Origin of the sequence: Streptomyces sp. NPDC048172, from assembly GCF_043202595.1 — a bacterium.
Classification (GTDB): domain Bacteria; phylum Actinomycetota; class Actinomycetes; order Streptomycetales; family Streptomycetaceae; genus Streptomyces.
The window spans coordinates 189,329-202,558 of record NZ_JBIDAT010000013.1; the positions used below are offsets into that span (position 1 = coordinate 189,329).

11 protein-coding genes, 1 tRNA gene and 1 pseudogene are annotated in these 13,230 nt (G+C 71.3%); 6 read left to right on the plus strand and 7 right to left on the minus strand.

Translation table 11 applies throughout. From position 1 onward, the window contains the following. Positions 1–26: 26 nt before the first annotated feature. Positions 27–2,156, minus strand: a complete 2,130-nt coding sequence (locus tag ACGF3A_RS40365; protein WP_393735581.1) for an N-6 DNA methylase — start codon at positions 2,154–2,156, stop codon at positions 27–29. Positions 2,157–2,322: 166 nt separating this feature from the next. Between ACGF3A_RS40365 and ACGF3A_RS40370 the strand changes: the two genes are divergently transcribed. The 4 genes from ACGF3A_RS40370 to ACGF3A_RS40385 all read left to right on the plus strand — a co-directional run bounded on the left by ACGF3A_RS40370 (position 2,323) and on the right by ACGF3A_RS40385 (position 6,800). Then, positions 2,323–3,549 (plus strand): hypothetical protein, encoded by a 1,227-nt coding sequence (locus tag ACGF3A_RS40370; protein ID WP_393735583.1) that lies wholly within the window; start codon positions 2,323–2,325, stop codon positions 3,547–3,549. A gap of 76 nt (positions 3,550–3,625) precedes the next feature. Further along, positions 3,626–4,048 carry a hypothetical protein gene (locus tag ACGF3A_RS40375; RefSeq protein ID WP_393735585.1) on the plus strand — a complete coding sequence of 141 codons (423 nt, stop codon included), beginning with the start codon at positions 3,626–3,628 and terminating at the stop codon, positions 4,046–4,048. Next, a complete protein-coding gene (locus ACGF3A_RS40380; protein WP_393735587.1) occupies positions 4,045–6,093 on the plus strand; it encodes a hypothetical protein in 2,049 nt (682 codons plus the stop codon). The genes ACGF3A_RS40375 and ACGF3A_RS40380 overlap by 4 nt, the downstream gene beginning before the upstream one ends. Positions 6,094–6,161: 68 nt before the next feature. Beyond that, a complete protein-coding gene (locus tag ACGF3A_RS40385) occupies positions 6,162–6,800 on the plus strand; it encodes a hypothetical protein (RefSeq protein WP_393735589.1) in 639 nt (212 codons plus the stop codon). Between the two features lie 349 nt (positions 6,801–7,149). On the opposite strand, the pseudogene ACGF3A_RS40390 reads toward ACGF3A_RS40385, so the two are convergent. The 3 genes and pseudogenes from ACGF3A_RS40390 to ACGF3A_RS40400 all read right to left on the minus strand — a co-directional run bounded on the left by ACGF3A_RS40390 (position 7,150) and on the right by ACGF3A_RS40400 (position 8,447). Then, positions 7,150–7,917: pseudogene (locus tag ACGF3A_RS40390) on the minus strand (transposase). A gap of 120 nt (positions 7,918–8,037) precedes the next feature. Then, a complete protein-coding gene (locus ACGF3A_RS40395) occupies positions 8,038–8,262 on the minus strand; it encodes a DUF397 domain-containing protein (protein WP_393735591.1) in 225 nt (74 codons plus the stop codon). After that, entirely contained in the window at positions 8,259–8,447 is a 189-nt protein-coding gene (locus ACGF3A_RS40400) for a hypothetical protein (RefSeq protein WP_393735593.1), read from the minus strand. Before ACGF3A_RS40400 ends, ACGF3A_RS40395 begins: the two co-directional genes overlap by 4 nt. 53 nt (positions 8,448–8,500) lie before the next feature. Here ACGF3A_RS40400 and ACGF3A_RS40405 point away from each other — a divergent pair, with 53 nt between their 5' ends. Beyond that, the gene (locus tag ACGF3A_RS40405) at positions 8,501–8,827 is read left to right on the plus strand and encodes a hypothetical protein (RefSeq protein ID WP_393735595.1); all 327 of its coding nucleotides are present in this window, start codon (positions 8,501–8,503) and stop codon (positions 8,825–8,827) included. Here the strand turns inward: ACGF3A_RS40405 and ACGF3A_RS40410 are convergent. Next, positions 8,792–8,876 (minus strand) — tRNA-Leu (locus tag ACGF3A_RS40410). The two genes, ACGF3A_RS40405 and ACGF3A_RS40410, sit on opposite strands and share 36 nt — an antisense overlap. Positions 8,877–9,045: 169 nt before the next feature. Here ACGF3A_RS40410 and ACGF3A_RS40415 point away from each other — a divergent pair. Continuing rightward, entirely contained in the window at positions 9,046–10,332 is a 1,287-nt protein-coding gene (locus tag ACGF3A_RS40415; protein WP_393735597.1) for a DUF2254 domain-containing protein, read from the plus strand. Between the two features lie 31 nt (positions 10,333–10,363). Here the strand turns inward: ACGF3A_RS40415 and ACGF3A_RS40420 are convergent, their stop codons facing one another. Both ACGF3A_RS40420 and ACGF3A_RS40425 read right to left on the minus strand, forming a co-directional pair. Beyond that, complete coding sequence (locus ACGF3A_RS40420) at positions 10,364–11,950, minus strand: aldehyde dehydrogenase family protein (RefSeq protein WP_393735599.1); 1,587 nt, start codon at positions 11,948–11,950, stop codon at positions 10,364–10,366. A 138-nt stretch (positions 11,951–12,088) separates the two neighbouring features. After that, complete coding sequence (locus ACGF3A_RS40425; protein ID WP_393735601.1) at positions 12,089–13,132, minus strand: alpha/beta hydrolase; 1,044 nt, start codon at positions 13,130–13,132, stop codon at positions 12,089–12,091. Positions 13,133–13,230 lie beyond the last annotated feature (98 nt).

The following is a 13,230-nucleotide window of genomic DNA, read 5'->3' on the forward strand; positions in this document are numbered from 1 at the left end:
TGGGTCAGAAGGTCACGGGGATCGGGTCATTCGGGCACGTCACTGTCCGGAGGATTCAGGGCACCGACGGTGAGGCCGTCGGCAACGGTGTCGGCGGCTTCCCGCGCCAGCCCGGCCGCCCGCGCGGCCGCCGCACGCAGTTCGTGAACGCGGCGGAAGGCCGCCCCGTAACGGCGTTGCTCCGCCAGCGGCAGCAGCGGCACCCGCATGCGGTTCGGGGTGAGGTGAACGAGGGAGCTGGTGGTGGTGGAAGCCGCGGCGAGGTTGTCGCGGGAACCCAGGAAACCGGAGAGGAACCACGAATCGAGCCGCTTCGGATCGGGGCGGAGCAGGTAGATCTGCGGGCCGAGCAGCGCGTCGGCGTCGGCCTCGTCGGCGACGCGGGTGAGCGTGCCGCGCCCGGCACCGGACACGCGAGGGAGGAGTACGTCGCCGGGGTGGACAGGCTGCTCGTCGCAGGGCCGGACGTCGTCCCCTGTGCCCGAGGGTGCAGAGCCTTCAACGATGTCGCGGGCGAGGAGTACATGGTGGTCGGCGCTAGGTCCGTCGTCGCCGGCCGTCGTCTCCCGGGGCGGGCGGGCGGCACTCTGGAGAACCGTGAGCGCACCGCCCCGGGCGAGGTCCGCGACCGTCGCCCAACGCCACTCCCGCGCGGAGTCACCCGAGGGGTGCCACGCAGGTTCGTCCGCGGCGAGTGGCTGGGCGGCTTCCGTGAGCTGTTGGCGCAGGTACGCAGCGCGACGTGCGAGCCGTGCCGGGTCGACGTCGGCGGGCGTCTCCCGTACATGGCGCGCCGGGGAAAGGTCTGTCTGCTCGCTGAGCAGGTCGACCACAGAAACAGCGCGCGCCACCCCTGGTTCGTCCGCGAACGCCTCGGGCTCGTCTCGGAACGCCCCCCACAGGTCGAGGGCACGCTGCGCGAGGGGCACCCAGTCGACGGACTCGGTCCGGCTCCGCGTCCCCGTCCGCGTGGTCGCCCCCGTCGTACTGTCCGTCGGAGACGCCGTCTCCACGAACAGGACGGAGGTCCGTTCCGGGCCCGCCGGGTCGGGGCGTTGCAGGACCCAGAGCTGCGGTGCGATTCCCGCATACGGGAGGACCCGCGGGGGCAGCCCGAGGACCGCGCGCAGGGCCCCGCTGCGGACCAACTCCGCTCGGATGCGGCGCGCCGACGTACGGAAGCCGAGCCCGGGAGGCATCAGGAGCACGGCGTAACCCCCGGGTTCCAGGTGTGCCAAAGCGTGCTGTGCCCAGGCGAGTTCGGAGTCCGAGCGGGAGGGGACGCCGTAAGCCCAGCGGGGATCGAGGGCCAGCTCCTCCTGGCCCCAGTCGCGCAGTCCGAACGGAGGGCTGGACAGCACAGCGTCCACGGTCAGTTCGGGGAAGGCATCGGCGCGGAGGCTGTCCCCGGTACGGATGGTCGAACGTGCATCGGGAGCTGTGATCAGCAGCCGGACTGCGGTGCGCTGGGCCTGTACGGGGATGAGGTCCTGGCCGTACAGCGCCCCCGCTCCTTGGCGCGCCGCCTCGACAAGGAGCGTGCCGCTGCCGCATGCCGAGTCGAGGACGCGGCGGGTCCCGGCAGGGAGAAGCCGGGCCATGAGGGACGCCAACGGCTCGGGGGTGGTGGAGGTGCCGGTCCTGGCGGTGTCTTCGAGTTCGCGGGTGGCGAGGACGTCGAGCGCGGCCTGGGCGCCGTCGTCGTGGACGGTCCGGAGGAGTGCGCGTACGACCTGCGCCTCGTCCCGCGCGTAGTGCGAGGAGCCGGTATCGGGTACCGCGTCCGGGAGGCGGTCGGCGGCGGCGTTCGCCTCGGCGGTCAGCTCGTCGTCCGGTAGGCCGGCGAGTCGGCCGAGCTCTCCGTCGGGGAGGTGCGCGGCAGTGAGTACCAGGGGGAAGAGGCGGGACGCGGTGCCCGCCCCGTGGATGCGGAGCGCGGTGCGCAGCCCCTGCCGGGCGGGCGCAGGGGTGGTGCTGCCGCGTTCGCGCAGCCACTCCTGGACGGCCGCGAGGTCGTAGAGCGGACTCGATTCCGTGCCGCCGGTCGGCGCCGGGAAATCCTCGTGTCGCCTGCGCCAGTTGCTGACGGTGGCGCGCGTGACCCCGGCGATGCGGGAGATCTCGGCCGCCGTGACCTGGGCGGATGGCTGTGACATGAGGGGTCCTCGGGGTTGGATCCATGCGCGTGGTTCACACCGTACAGCAGACCCAAAGCATCAGATACTGTTTGACAGTGCTTTCAGTGCCATGTTTACTCGATGATGCTTGCCAATGGAAGCGGCATGGGAGCGGCCCGTGCTGTCCGCGAGGAGGAGAGAAGCCATGACCTTGACCATGCCGACCGCGACCGCCGAGGGGACCCAGCTCACCGTGACCCCGTTCCGCCCGGATGCTGCGATCGGCACGATGGGGCTGCCCACGCTGCTGCAGCTCGTGCCCTCGCCCAAGACGGAGGAAGACCAGCGGGCGCTCAAGTACGCATCCGGCGCTGTGCGTCGGCATGCCGAGTCGCGGGCGCTGGTGCAGCGGATGCTCCGGGCCTCGCAGAAGGGCCGCAACGTGACGCCCTACGCCGTCTACCTCGCGGCCGGGCTCAACGGCGAGTACGGAGCCGGCTGGTCCACGCCACCCATCACGCTGTGGCTGGACGGCGAGCCCGGTGCGGTGGGTGAGGAACTGGTCCCCGGCACTGGTGTCCGGACCGTGACCGTGCTCCCCGGCGCGTGCGTGATCGCCGTCGATGGAGAGACGCAACTGACCGCCTGGCACGAGCTGTACGACAACCCGGAGCGGTTCGGCGTCACCTACGAGAAGCTCAGTGCGGTCCGGGTGCCGTTCGAGCTGTACTTCGGGCTCACCGCGGAGGACGCGCGGCAGATCTTCTACGACCGCAACGTCGAGGGCGTGGCGGTCGACAAGAACCTGGCGATGTCCATGGACCAGCGCGACCTCGGCACGCACCTCGCCCGCCGCATCGCCGACACCGTCAGGGTCGAACACGACGGGAAGATCGTCCCGTTCACGAAGCTGGTGCAGGCGCGCAAGCGGCAGCTCACCAAGTCCGACCCCGCCGTCGTCACCCTGTCCGCCCTGCGCGTGCTGGTGATCACCGCGCTGTACGGACGTGCGGGGATCGGGCTGTCCTCTGCCACTGTGCACGCTGAGGACCTGCCGGACGGCGTCGCGGCCGAGGACGCGGAGGCGATGCTCGTGCCGCTGCTGTCCGGGCTGATCTCACACCTGTATCCGCACTTCGAGGCCCGTACGGCGGTGTCCGCTCCGGCCGTGCTGGCCGGGCTCGGGGTCACCGCGCACCAGGTCACCGACTGGGCCGAGACCGGGCAACGGCTGAGCGAGAGCGGGCTGTACGCGCTGCTGGAGCCGGTGCGCTGGGAGCGCGAGGCCTACTACTGGGACAGCATCGCCGCCACCGCCAACGCGCGCGGCGCCCTCAACTTCGGCGGCGGAGTGAAGGACTCCGGCGGCAAGGTCGCGGACGCACTGCTCCACCCGGACACCGAGCACGGCCGCAAGGTCCGGGGGCGGTGACCCGTACTCGGATCTGCGCCGCACCCATGGACTCGCAACCACCGCAGCAGCTGCAGAAGTTACAGGAGGGAACAACATGACGACGCCCGCAGAGTTCGTCGCCATGGCAGGCGCTGCCACCACCGGCGCGCTCGGCACCGAATCGGTCAAGTACGTGCGCGACCGCGTCCTCGGACTCTTCCGGAGTCACGCCCCGGAAGAGGCCGAGGCCGTACTGGAACGGCTCGACGGCTACGACGAGACGCTCGCCGCCGCACCCGGCCCTGTACGGGAGCACCTGGCGCGGGCCGCCGAAGAAGACATCACCGCAGCTCTCGGCACGCTTGCCGCCCGCTCGGACGAAGCCGCGGCAGCGGTGTGCGAGCTGGGGCGGGAGCTGCGTGAGATGCCCGCCGGGGCGCCCGCGTCCCGCACCGTCACGTTCCAGCACATCAGCACCGGAGGTGGCGACTTCTTCGCCGCCGGACACGACAACAACGCGACCAAGGGGGACAAGTGAACGGCCAGTACGAACAGCAGCCCCACCCGCACGAGCGTCCCGGGCCCGCGCGGACCGTGAACCTGGAGAAGGTCCACATCGGCCGCGACGCCAACATCGCCGCCGGAGACCTGGTCCAGTTCTTCGGTCTGCACCAGCTCTTCCCGCACAAGATCGGCCGGAGCGGTGTCCTGGCCGACGACCGGTACGTGAAGCCCCACGTGAACGTGCCCCGCCCCGAACTCGCCCCGCCCGCTCCCGACTCCGCGCACGGCCCCGGGGTCATGTTCGTGGTGGGCGAGCCCCACTCGGGCCGCCGCACCACGGCCTTGCACCTGCTCGACCGCTGGCTGCCCCGCCCGGGCGGTGCGCTGTACGAGCTGTACCCGGACTGGGACCAGGCTGACGTCTCACTCCTGCCCTGCCGCTCCGGAGGCGGGTACCTGCTCAACCTCACCAGCAGCCGCGAACCGCTCAGCGACACGTTCGTCCAGCAGCTCCCCGCCTACGCCGAGCGCGCCAGGGCTGCCGGCTGCTGCCTGATCGTCCTCGCTGATGACCGGGTGGCAGGACCAGTGCTCACCGCTGGCCACAACGAGAGCGCCGTTCCTGCCGTCGTACTCTCGCGCCCGGCTCCGGACGAAGTCGCCCGCCACCGCCTGCTCGCCGAACCCGACCCTGCGCTGCGGGTCCGTGCCCAGTGGCTGGAGCCGGGCCGCAGCGCCTTCGCTGGGCTGCTCCAGGGCGGCGAGCCGCCCGCCGAGGGCGTACGGCTCGCTGAGGTCATCCGCTCCGCAGACGGTCCCCACGACGCCAAGGCCCTGGACCGGTACCGCGGCTGGCAGCACAAGCTCACCGAATGGTTCGACACCGACGTCGAGAACGCCCCCGAGAACCGGGCCCGGCAGATCGCCGCCGCCTTCCTCGACGGTGCCCCCGCCCGCGTCGTACTCGACGCCGCCGACCGGCTGCTGTCCTACGAGGAGTGCCTCTGGCGCCAGCGGCCCGGTGGCCCGCTCGCCGGGATCGGTCATGCCCAGCAGTGCGAGCGGGCCGACCTGCGCTTCGCGGACGGCGCCATCTCCCTCGACGGCGCGTGGCCGGGCGCGGGGACGGCAGTGCTCCAGCATGTGTGGCGTACCCGGCCCCAGCTCGTCCCGCTACTACGCCGCTGGCTTCGCGAGATCAGTGGATCGGACGGGATTGCCGTCGGGCACCTCGACAAGATCGCGAACGCCGTGTTCACCCTTGCTCAGAGCGAGGGCGCCGAGACGGTACTCGACCTGGTGGAGGAGTGGCTCAAGGCCGACCGGAACGGTCACGTCGCGTTGGCCCGGGACGTGCTCGCTCAGCTGTGCCTGGATCCGATCATCGGCACCCGTGTCCGCGCCGAACTGAGCGGCTGGGCCAAGGCGCACACTCTGCCGGAACGACAGCTCGCCGTCATCGACCTGTGTCGTGGCGACCTGGGGCGCCGGTACCCGGCCCTCGCACTCAAGCGGCTTCAGTATGTCCTGGCCAGCAAGGCCGGGGAGGGCGTGCGCAGCGAGGCCATGGCAGCCGTCGCGGCCCTGCTCGCTGACCCGGAGCGGGGCGCTCGCACGCTCAAGACCCTCACCGACTGGGCCACGACCGACGTCCCGGACGACCGCCGTCTCACCCTGTTCCTCGACGCCTTCGACCAGCCCGGGGAAGTACTGTGCGCGCTCGGTACCGATCCCGCGCTCGGCCTTCTGTCCCGGACGGGCAGGCTGCGTCAGGCCGTCTGCGAACTCCTGCGCACCGGATGGAGTGCCGCGTGGGACAGCTCGGTCCTGCGCGCCCGCGCTGCCGAGATCCTGCGCCGCTGGGTGGACGCCGCGGAGGAGGGCGTACTGCCCGCCGATGCCGTCGCGGAGGTCGCCGAGGCCGTGTTCACGAAGCAGACTGACGCGCTGAGTGATGAACTCGACCACGTCATCGGCGGGGACGGGGAGCTCCGCCACATGCTCCGCGGCCGGTTCGTACTCACCGTTACGAAGTGGGCCGCGCGCAACGGGCAGGACGACCTCCAGCAGGTGGTGTGAGGGTGCGCCTCATCCGGAATCGTCGATGGGACCGGCGCGGAGAGCACGTGATCACCCGTCTCGAAAGCATGGACAGCGGACTGTACTTCGAAGCCCGCCTCACCTGCCGGTGGCAGTCCGCCACCGGGCCCCTGCTGTTCGGGGACGTGGTCGCGCGCTGCCTGCTCCGGGACGCCGCGAACACGGTCAGCAGCCGGTACCCGGTGCTGCTGCCCTCCGAGGCCGAGGACGCGGTGAACGCCCGGCTCTCCGAGCCGCTGCGCCAGGACCCGCGGTTGGAGGCCACCGGACGGGTGCGCCTCAGCATCACGCAGGACACCGAGGTACTGGCCCGGCGGCGGGCAGAGGCAGCCGCGCAGCAACGCCTGGCAGAGGAGACCGAAACCGTCCGTCTCGAACTTCTCCGGGAACGCCTCCTGGACCGGCAGCTCGGGGTGGTGTGGTGGCTCGACCGCTACGCCGACCTCCAATTCGCCGACGGAGACCCGGATGAGAAGACGAAGTCCGTCCTCGCGGCCTTCCGCCAGGTCACCCAGACGCTCCGCTCTGATACGGGCGCGGGCGAAGGGCGCGCAGGCGAGATAGCTGTCCTGCGGGCACGTATCGACGAGTTGCTGGCTACGTTTGAGGACCCGGCAACCAGCAAGCGCGCGTTCGACCTGCTGGAGACGGTGATCGCCACCATCCTCCCTCGCGATGCCACGTGAGTGCCCTGACGTCGGTCCGTCCGCCCAGCTTGGGCGGACGGACCGACGTCAGCGGCGGGGGATCGGCCGCGCTGAGATGAACGAACCGATAGGCGGGCCGACGAGCCCACGACCCCGGCGGAGGAGGCCCCAGCCAATAAGGAGAATGATCTCATCCACTCGGACAGCAGGGCGAGCGATTCCAGTCGCCCCACGTGTGGACTGGACGATCGGATATGCCAATGACCGTCTCGCGGAGTCCTTCGGCGAGAGGGATCGGCGCGATGTTCGAGAACTGCACATTCAAGGCTGTCCCGTAAATGATCACCGGGTTGATTCGGACGCGATCGGCCCCTGACCCTCCCCTCGCCTACCTGGCGAGGGGAAGGTTGTGCAGTCGTGCGATTCCCAGTCTGCCGTGGTGGACGCCGTCGCCTTTCAGGCGGCAGTCGCGGAGGATCTTCCAGCCCTTCCTCCGGGTGAAGGTGTGCTCGACACGGGCGCGGACACGCCTGTGGGAGCGGTTGGTTCCGCCTGCCAGGCCGGGAGCCGCTCGTTCTTGACCCGGCGGTGCGGGATGACGACCCCGGCGCCCTAGTAGCCGCCGTCCGCGATGGTCGCGGTCTTCCTGACGACGTCCTTGGCGCTGGATTCCTCCCAGCCGCAGGAGTCGTGTCGGCTGCCGGGCAGCGGCCGGCCGACCACGAAGACTAGCCTGGCCTCAGCGTCGATCACGGCCTGGTGGGCAGTGGAGTAGCGGTAGTTCTTGGACTATTCGGCGACCGTGCGGTCCCGGGTGGGCACCAGGTTGCCGTCCACGATGAGCACGGAGTCCCTGGCGAGGCGCTTGCGCGGCTGGAGGGCGATTTTCGGGCCGAGGAGATCGATGATCCGGTCGGCAGCAGACTTCGAGACGCCGAACAGCGGGGCGAGCTGGCGATGCGTCAGGTTCGTGAGCCAGTACGCCGCGACTAACAGAACCCGGTCCTCCAGTGACAGGCCCCAGGGCGGACCCCGCCTCGGCTCGTCGGCGACCTCGCGACGCGCCACGGTCATCAAATTGCCGAAGCAGCGCGGGCTCAGCCCCGGTGAACGGGGCTATCCAGGACGGCTCCGACGCCGTGATCACACCAGCCACAGCAAGATCATCTCATCCGTGACCAGCAGTTACGGGACAGTCTTTACACGAAACAGCACAGCCCATTTCATGGGCTGTACAGCCGGACCTGGGGTTGGTGGCCAACATCGCTTGTAACGGTCAGTTCGTACACTCCCCTGCCCGGGCGATGTCTACCAGGGCGGTGAACTGGCTGGTGGCCAGGAGGAGGGCGGGGCCGTGGGGGTTTTTGGAGTCGCGTATGGCGATGGTGTCGGTGAGGTGGGCGATCTCGACGCAGTTGCCGCCGCCGTTGCTGTACGACGAAGCCCGCCATGCGGCGTCAGTCAGGTCCGATGCCTGCGCGGCGACGGGGTGGGTGTTCATTCGGCTGTCTCTCTCGCTAGTTGGTGCAGGATTTCCGGGGTCTTTCCCGGGGGGAGTGCGCCGGCGGCCATGGCGTCGAACGTCCGGGAGAACCGGCCGACTTCGCGCGGCTTGTCAGTCACGGCGACTGTGAACCAGGCCGTGTCGGTCTGGACCGTGGTGGGCAGACCGTCGGCCAGGTACATGAGGTTGACGCTACCGCGCCGCGATCGACGCCGATACCGACCCGGCGACCGTCATGGAGTGGATCAACCAGGCCGCCGCCGCCCGGGACGCCGCCCAACGCCAGATCACCGCCGCCCAGGCGGCCCCCGCCCCGAAGGCCGCCCGCCCGCTCACCGAGGAGGAGATCGCCAAGGTCATCAAGGACCTCGGGGACCTCACCGACCGGCTCCAGCAGGCCGCCCCGGAACACAATGCGCCGCTCTACGCGGCCTTCGGGCTCAGGCTCACGTACGACCACAGCAAAAGGGCCGTGACTGTTGAGTCACGGCCCGAAAGCGTCCGCACACGACGTGCAGGTGGTGAGTGTCCGAGGGGGGACTTGAACCCCCACGCCCGATAAAGGGCACTAGCACCTCAAGCTAGCGCGTCTGCCATTCCGCCACCCGGACTTGGGTTGTCGCCCCGGCCCCGTGGGGCGTGGCGACACGGGTAACGATACCAAGGGTTTGGAGTGCTTCTCACCAGGGTTTTCCGGCGTAGAGTCCCGTTGTGGTGGATTCGTCTGGGAATGTCGGGTCGGGGGTTCGGGTTCAGGTGGCGGTGGGGCGGCCTCGGCCGTTGTCGCCGTTGCGGGAGCATCTGCGGGACACGTTCTGGTTCGCGCCTGTGATCGGGCTGGTCGGGGCCGTGGTGCTGGCCCTGGTGTGTGCGCTCGTGGATGACGTGTACGTCGCCGAGCTGCAGCGCGAGCGGGAGTACGGCGAGCTGCGGGACATGATCCATTTCGCGGACACGGCGAAGTCGATCGTGGCCATGATCGGGTCGTCGGTGCTGACGCTCGTCGGCGTCGTGTTCTCGATCTCGCTGGTCGCGCTGCAGATGGTGTCGAGCCAGTGGTCGCAGCGGGTGCTGCGGCTGTACGTGCGGAGCCGGGTGACCAAGGGGACGTTCGCGGCGTTCCTCGCGACGTTCGTCTTCTCGCTGCTGGTGCAGCTGCAGTATCCGGAGTCCTCGGATCCGCAGCGGGTGCAGAGCGTGCCGTTCGTGACGATCGCTGTGGCGTTCTTGCTGGTCATCCTGAGTCTGGGGCTCTTTATCGGGTACGTGAACGCCACCATGTCGCTCATGCGCGTCAGCCATGTCGTCGACCGGATCTCGCGGGACGCGCGGCGGCTGCTGGTGCTGCCCGCACGGCCGTACGTGATCGAGCGCGTGGGGGAGCGGACCGCCACCGTCGTGCACCGGGGGCGGGCCGGGGTGCTGCGGGACGTGCATGTCGCCCGGCTGGTGCGGGTGGCCTCCGCGCAGGGAGTGGTCGTGCACCTGCTGCCGCGGATCGGGGACTTCCTCGTGCCGGGGACGCCGGTGATCGCCGTGTACGGGGAGTGGCGGCGGCCGGGGAAGCGGCGGTGGGCCGAGTGGGCGTTCGACACTGCGCTCAGTACGGGCGTCGAGCGCACCTTCCACCAGGACCTCGGGTTCGGGCTGCGGCAGCTCGTGGACATCGCGCTGCGCGCCCTCTCGCCCGCCGTCAACGATCCGACCACCGCCGTGCAGTGCCTCGACCGTGTGCAGCAGTTCCTCGCCGAGGCCGCCGACAAGCCGCTCGGGCTGCTGCTGCACACCGACCGGGCCGGGGCTCCGCGCCTCGTGCAGGACCTGCCCCGGTGGGAGGACCTGGTCAAGCTCGGCTTCACGGAGATCCGGAGCGTGGCCACGCGTCAGCCGCAGGTCACCCGGCGGCTCCGCGCGGCCTTGGAGGACCTGGTCGAGCTCGCTCCCGAGGAGCGGCGTGCGCCGCTGCTGCGGCAGCGGGAGCTGCTGGAGCATGCCATGGAGCGGGACGTGCCGGATGTAGATGAGAGAGAGTTTGCGCTTACCGCTGATCGGCAGGGGATCGGGTAGGGCCTTCCCGGGCCTTCCCTCGCAGGGCCGGCTATGCCGCGCGTTGTTCCGGTTGCAGGCGGTAGTCCGGGAAGTTGCCGGGGAGGCGTTCGTCCGCCGGGCCCTGGGTGACCGCGTGGACCAGGAGGTGGCCGCCTACGAAGGCGCCGCGCCACGAGGCGCCGAAGCCGCCGAAGAGTTCGTCGCGGTCGCCGCGGGAGCGGGACCTGCCGTGGCCGGTCTTGAACGCGCGGATCTGCGGCGCCAAACGGTCGTAGAGCGCCCGGTCGTCCGTGGAGAGGGTGGCGACCAGGGCGCCGTTGCTCGCGTTCATCGCGGCGAGGAGCTCGGCCTCGGTGTCGGCGAGGACGATCGAGTCCACGGGGCCGAACGGCTCCGCGTGGTGCAGCGGGGAGGACGGGGGCGGGCCCAGCAGGGTGGTCGGCGGGAGGTACGCGGAGGTGTCCTGGCCGGGCAGGAAGCGGCCGTCGGCCAGCGTCCCGCGGTGCAGCGGGACAGCGCCGCGGCCGATCGCGTCGGCGGTCAGGTCGGCCAGCTCGCGCGCCTTGCCCGCGTTGATCAGCGGCCCGAAGTCCAGCTCCGGCAGCGGGTCGTCGGGCGCGGCGACCGCCAGCGGGTGCCCGAAGCGCAGCGACCGTACGGCCGGGAGGTACGCGGCGAGGAAGTCCGCGAACAGGGTGCGCTGCACGACGAAGCGCGGGTAGGCCGTGCAGCGCTGCTTGGCGTAGTCGAACGTCTTGCGCAGCAGCGGGGTGAGCGCGTCCCAGTCGCCGAACTCCCAGACGCCCCAGCAGTTGAGGCCCTCCTGCTCCAGGACGTGCCGCTTGCCGAGGTCGGCGACCGCGGTGGCCACGCGCGCGCCCGCGTCCCGGCCGCCGACGAAGGAGACGCAGCCGATCTCGGGCGCCCGTACCAGCGCCTCCGACAGCTCGCCGCCGCTGCCGCTGACGAGGGTGAACGGCAGACCCTCGCGCACGCTCAGCGCGCAGGCCACGGTGAGGCAGGCGAGGCCGCCGTCGGTGGGGGTCTTGGCGATCACCGCGTTGCCCGCGAGGGCCTGGACGAGCATGGCGTGGACGAGCACGCTCATCGGGTAGTTCCAGCTCGCGATGTTGCTGACCGGGCCCGGCAGCGGGGAGCGGCCCTCGGTCATCGGGCCGATGTGTTCGACGTACCAGCGGACGCCCTCGATCGCCCGGTCCACGTCCTGCTGGGCGAGCTTCCAGGGCTTGCCGATCTCCCAGACGAGGAGCAGCGCGAGGAGTTCGCGGTGCGCTTCGAGCGCGTCGAGCGCGGCCGTGACGCGGGCGCGGCGCTCGGGCAGCGGCACGTGCCGCCAGGCGCGGTGCGCGTCGAGCGCCGCGCGGACCGCGCCGTGCGCCGTGGCCGCGTCCAGCCGGGGCGGGCCCGCGATCGGCGTCCCGTCGACCGGGGTGGTGGCGGGCAGCGGTTCGCCGTCGGTGTGCCACGCGTCGGCCCAGCGGTTACGGGCGCGGGGGACCCTGTCGCCGGGTCCGCCGTCGGTCACGGCTTCCGGCACGGCGGCCCGGGCCCGGGCCCAGGCGTCGGACCACGCGGTGCCGGGCTTGAGGGTGAGGGCATGCGGGGCGTGTCCCATCGTCGCGCTCCCTGGCGTCGTCGTCCTGGCAGTACCGACGGGAGGATGGAGGGGGCTGGTCGAGGACGGGTCGGGTCCGCGCATCCCGGGTCCGCGCATCGCCCGTGTCCCTCAGCCGTACGGGCCAGCGTGAACGGCTCAGTTCCGGGTGAGCGCCCGCGTCAGCATCGGGAGCGCGCGGTGCAGTTCGCGCTCCCAGTACGGCCAGGTGTGCGTGCCCGCGCCGTAGAGGTCGGCGGTGACGCGGAGGCCACGGGCGCGGGCCATCTCGACGTAGCTGACGCTGGACGGGAGGAGCCGGGCCTCCAGCGTGTCGTGCGGGGCGCCGGGCGGGTCCAGCGGGCCGGGGGTGCCGTCGCCCGCGCCGATGAACACCGGGTAGCCGCGCGGCAGTCGGCGCACCAGCTCGGCGGGGTTGTGCGCCCGCCACACGTCCCGCTGGGCGACGGGGTCGCCCCATACGGCGCGCGGGTCGTACCCGCGTTCGGAGAGCAGCGAGTCGACCAGCCACCACCCCTGCCGGGTGTCGCCGAGCCCGCTGAACGACGCGGCGGCGCGGAACATCCGGGGGTGGCGCGAGGCGTACGCGAGTGCGCCGTACCCGCCCATCGAAAGGCCCGCGACGGCGCGGCGGGTGCCCGCGCCGAGACCGCGTTCGAGGATCTGGCGCAGCTCGGTGAGGTGGAACGTCTCCCACGCGGGTGGCCCTCCCGAACCCCCGTTCCACCAGTCGCTGTAGAAGCCGACGGGCCCGCCCTCGGGGAGGACGACGAGGGCGCGTGTACGGGCCGTCGCCCGCTCGATGTCGGTCCTGTCCGTCCACGCCTCCCAGCCGTTGCCGGGGTCGCAGCAGCCGTGCAGCACCCAGAGGGACGGGACGCCGGTACGCCCGCCGGTACGCCCCTCGCCGTGGCCGGGCGGCAGGAGGACGCGCGCGTGGCCCTCGCGTCCGAGCGCGGGCGAGTCGACGGTCAGGTCGAGCTGCCGCCCGTCGCGCACGGCACGGACCACCCGTGCGCCGTCGTCGGCCTCGACGCCCAGCAGCGCGGGGACGGCCTCGTGTGCCTGGACCTCCGCCCGCGCGGATGCGGGGGCCAGTGTGAGAAGTGCGGCGAGCAGCAGTGCAAGTACGGCGGGGCGTCGGGTGTACGGGGCGTGCGGGGTGTCCAACGAGCGTTCCATGCGCGCTCCTCGACCTCCGGCGGCGGCGTACGGCGACGCAGCAGACTAAGCGCGCCGCAGTGGCCGCAACAAGAGCGCGGACATGGCCCCGCCGCCCT

Coding starts and splice junctions, on each gene's coding strand:
- ACGF3A_RS40365 (WP_393735581.1), bottom strand. CDS start 2,156: ATGTCACAGCCATCCGCCCAGGTCACGGCGGCCGAGATCTCCCGCATC.
- ACGF3A_RS40370 (WP_393735583.1), top strand. CDS start 2,323: ATGACCTTGACCATGCCGACCGCGACCGCCGAGGGGACCCAGCTCACC.
- ACGF3A_RS40375 (WP_393735585.1), top strand. CDS start 3,626: ATGACGACGCCCGCAGAGTTCGTCGCCATGGCAGGCGCTGCCACCACC.
- ACGF3A_RS40385 (WP_393735589.1), top strand. CDS start 6,162: ATGGACAGCGGACTGTACTTCGAAGCCCGCCTCACCTGCCGGTGGCAG.
- ACGF3A_RS40395 (WP_393735591.1), bottom strand. CDS start 8,262: ATGAACACCCACCCCGTCGCCGCGCAGGCATCGGACCTGACTGACGCC.
- ACGF3A_RS40400 (WP_393735593.1), bottom strand. CDS start 8,447: ATGTACCTGGCCGACGGTCTGCCCACCACGGTCCAGACCGACACGGCC.
- ACGF3A_RS40405 (WP_393735595.1), top strand. CDS start 8,501: ATGGAGTGGATCAACCAGGCCGCCGCCGCCCGGGACGCCGCCCAACGC.
- ACGF3A_RS40420 (WP_393735599.1), bottom strand. CDS start 11,950: ATGGGACACGCCCCGCATGCCCTCACCCTCAAGCCCGGCACCGCGTGG.
- ACGF3A_RS40425 (WP_393735601.1), bottom strand. CDS start 13,132: ATGGAACGCTCGTTGGACACCCCGCACGCCCCGTACACCCGACGCCCC.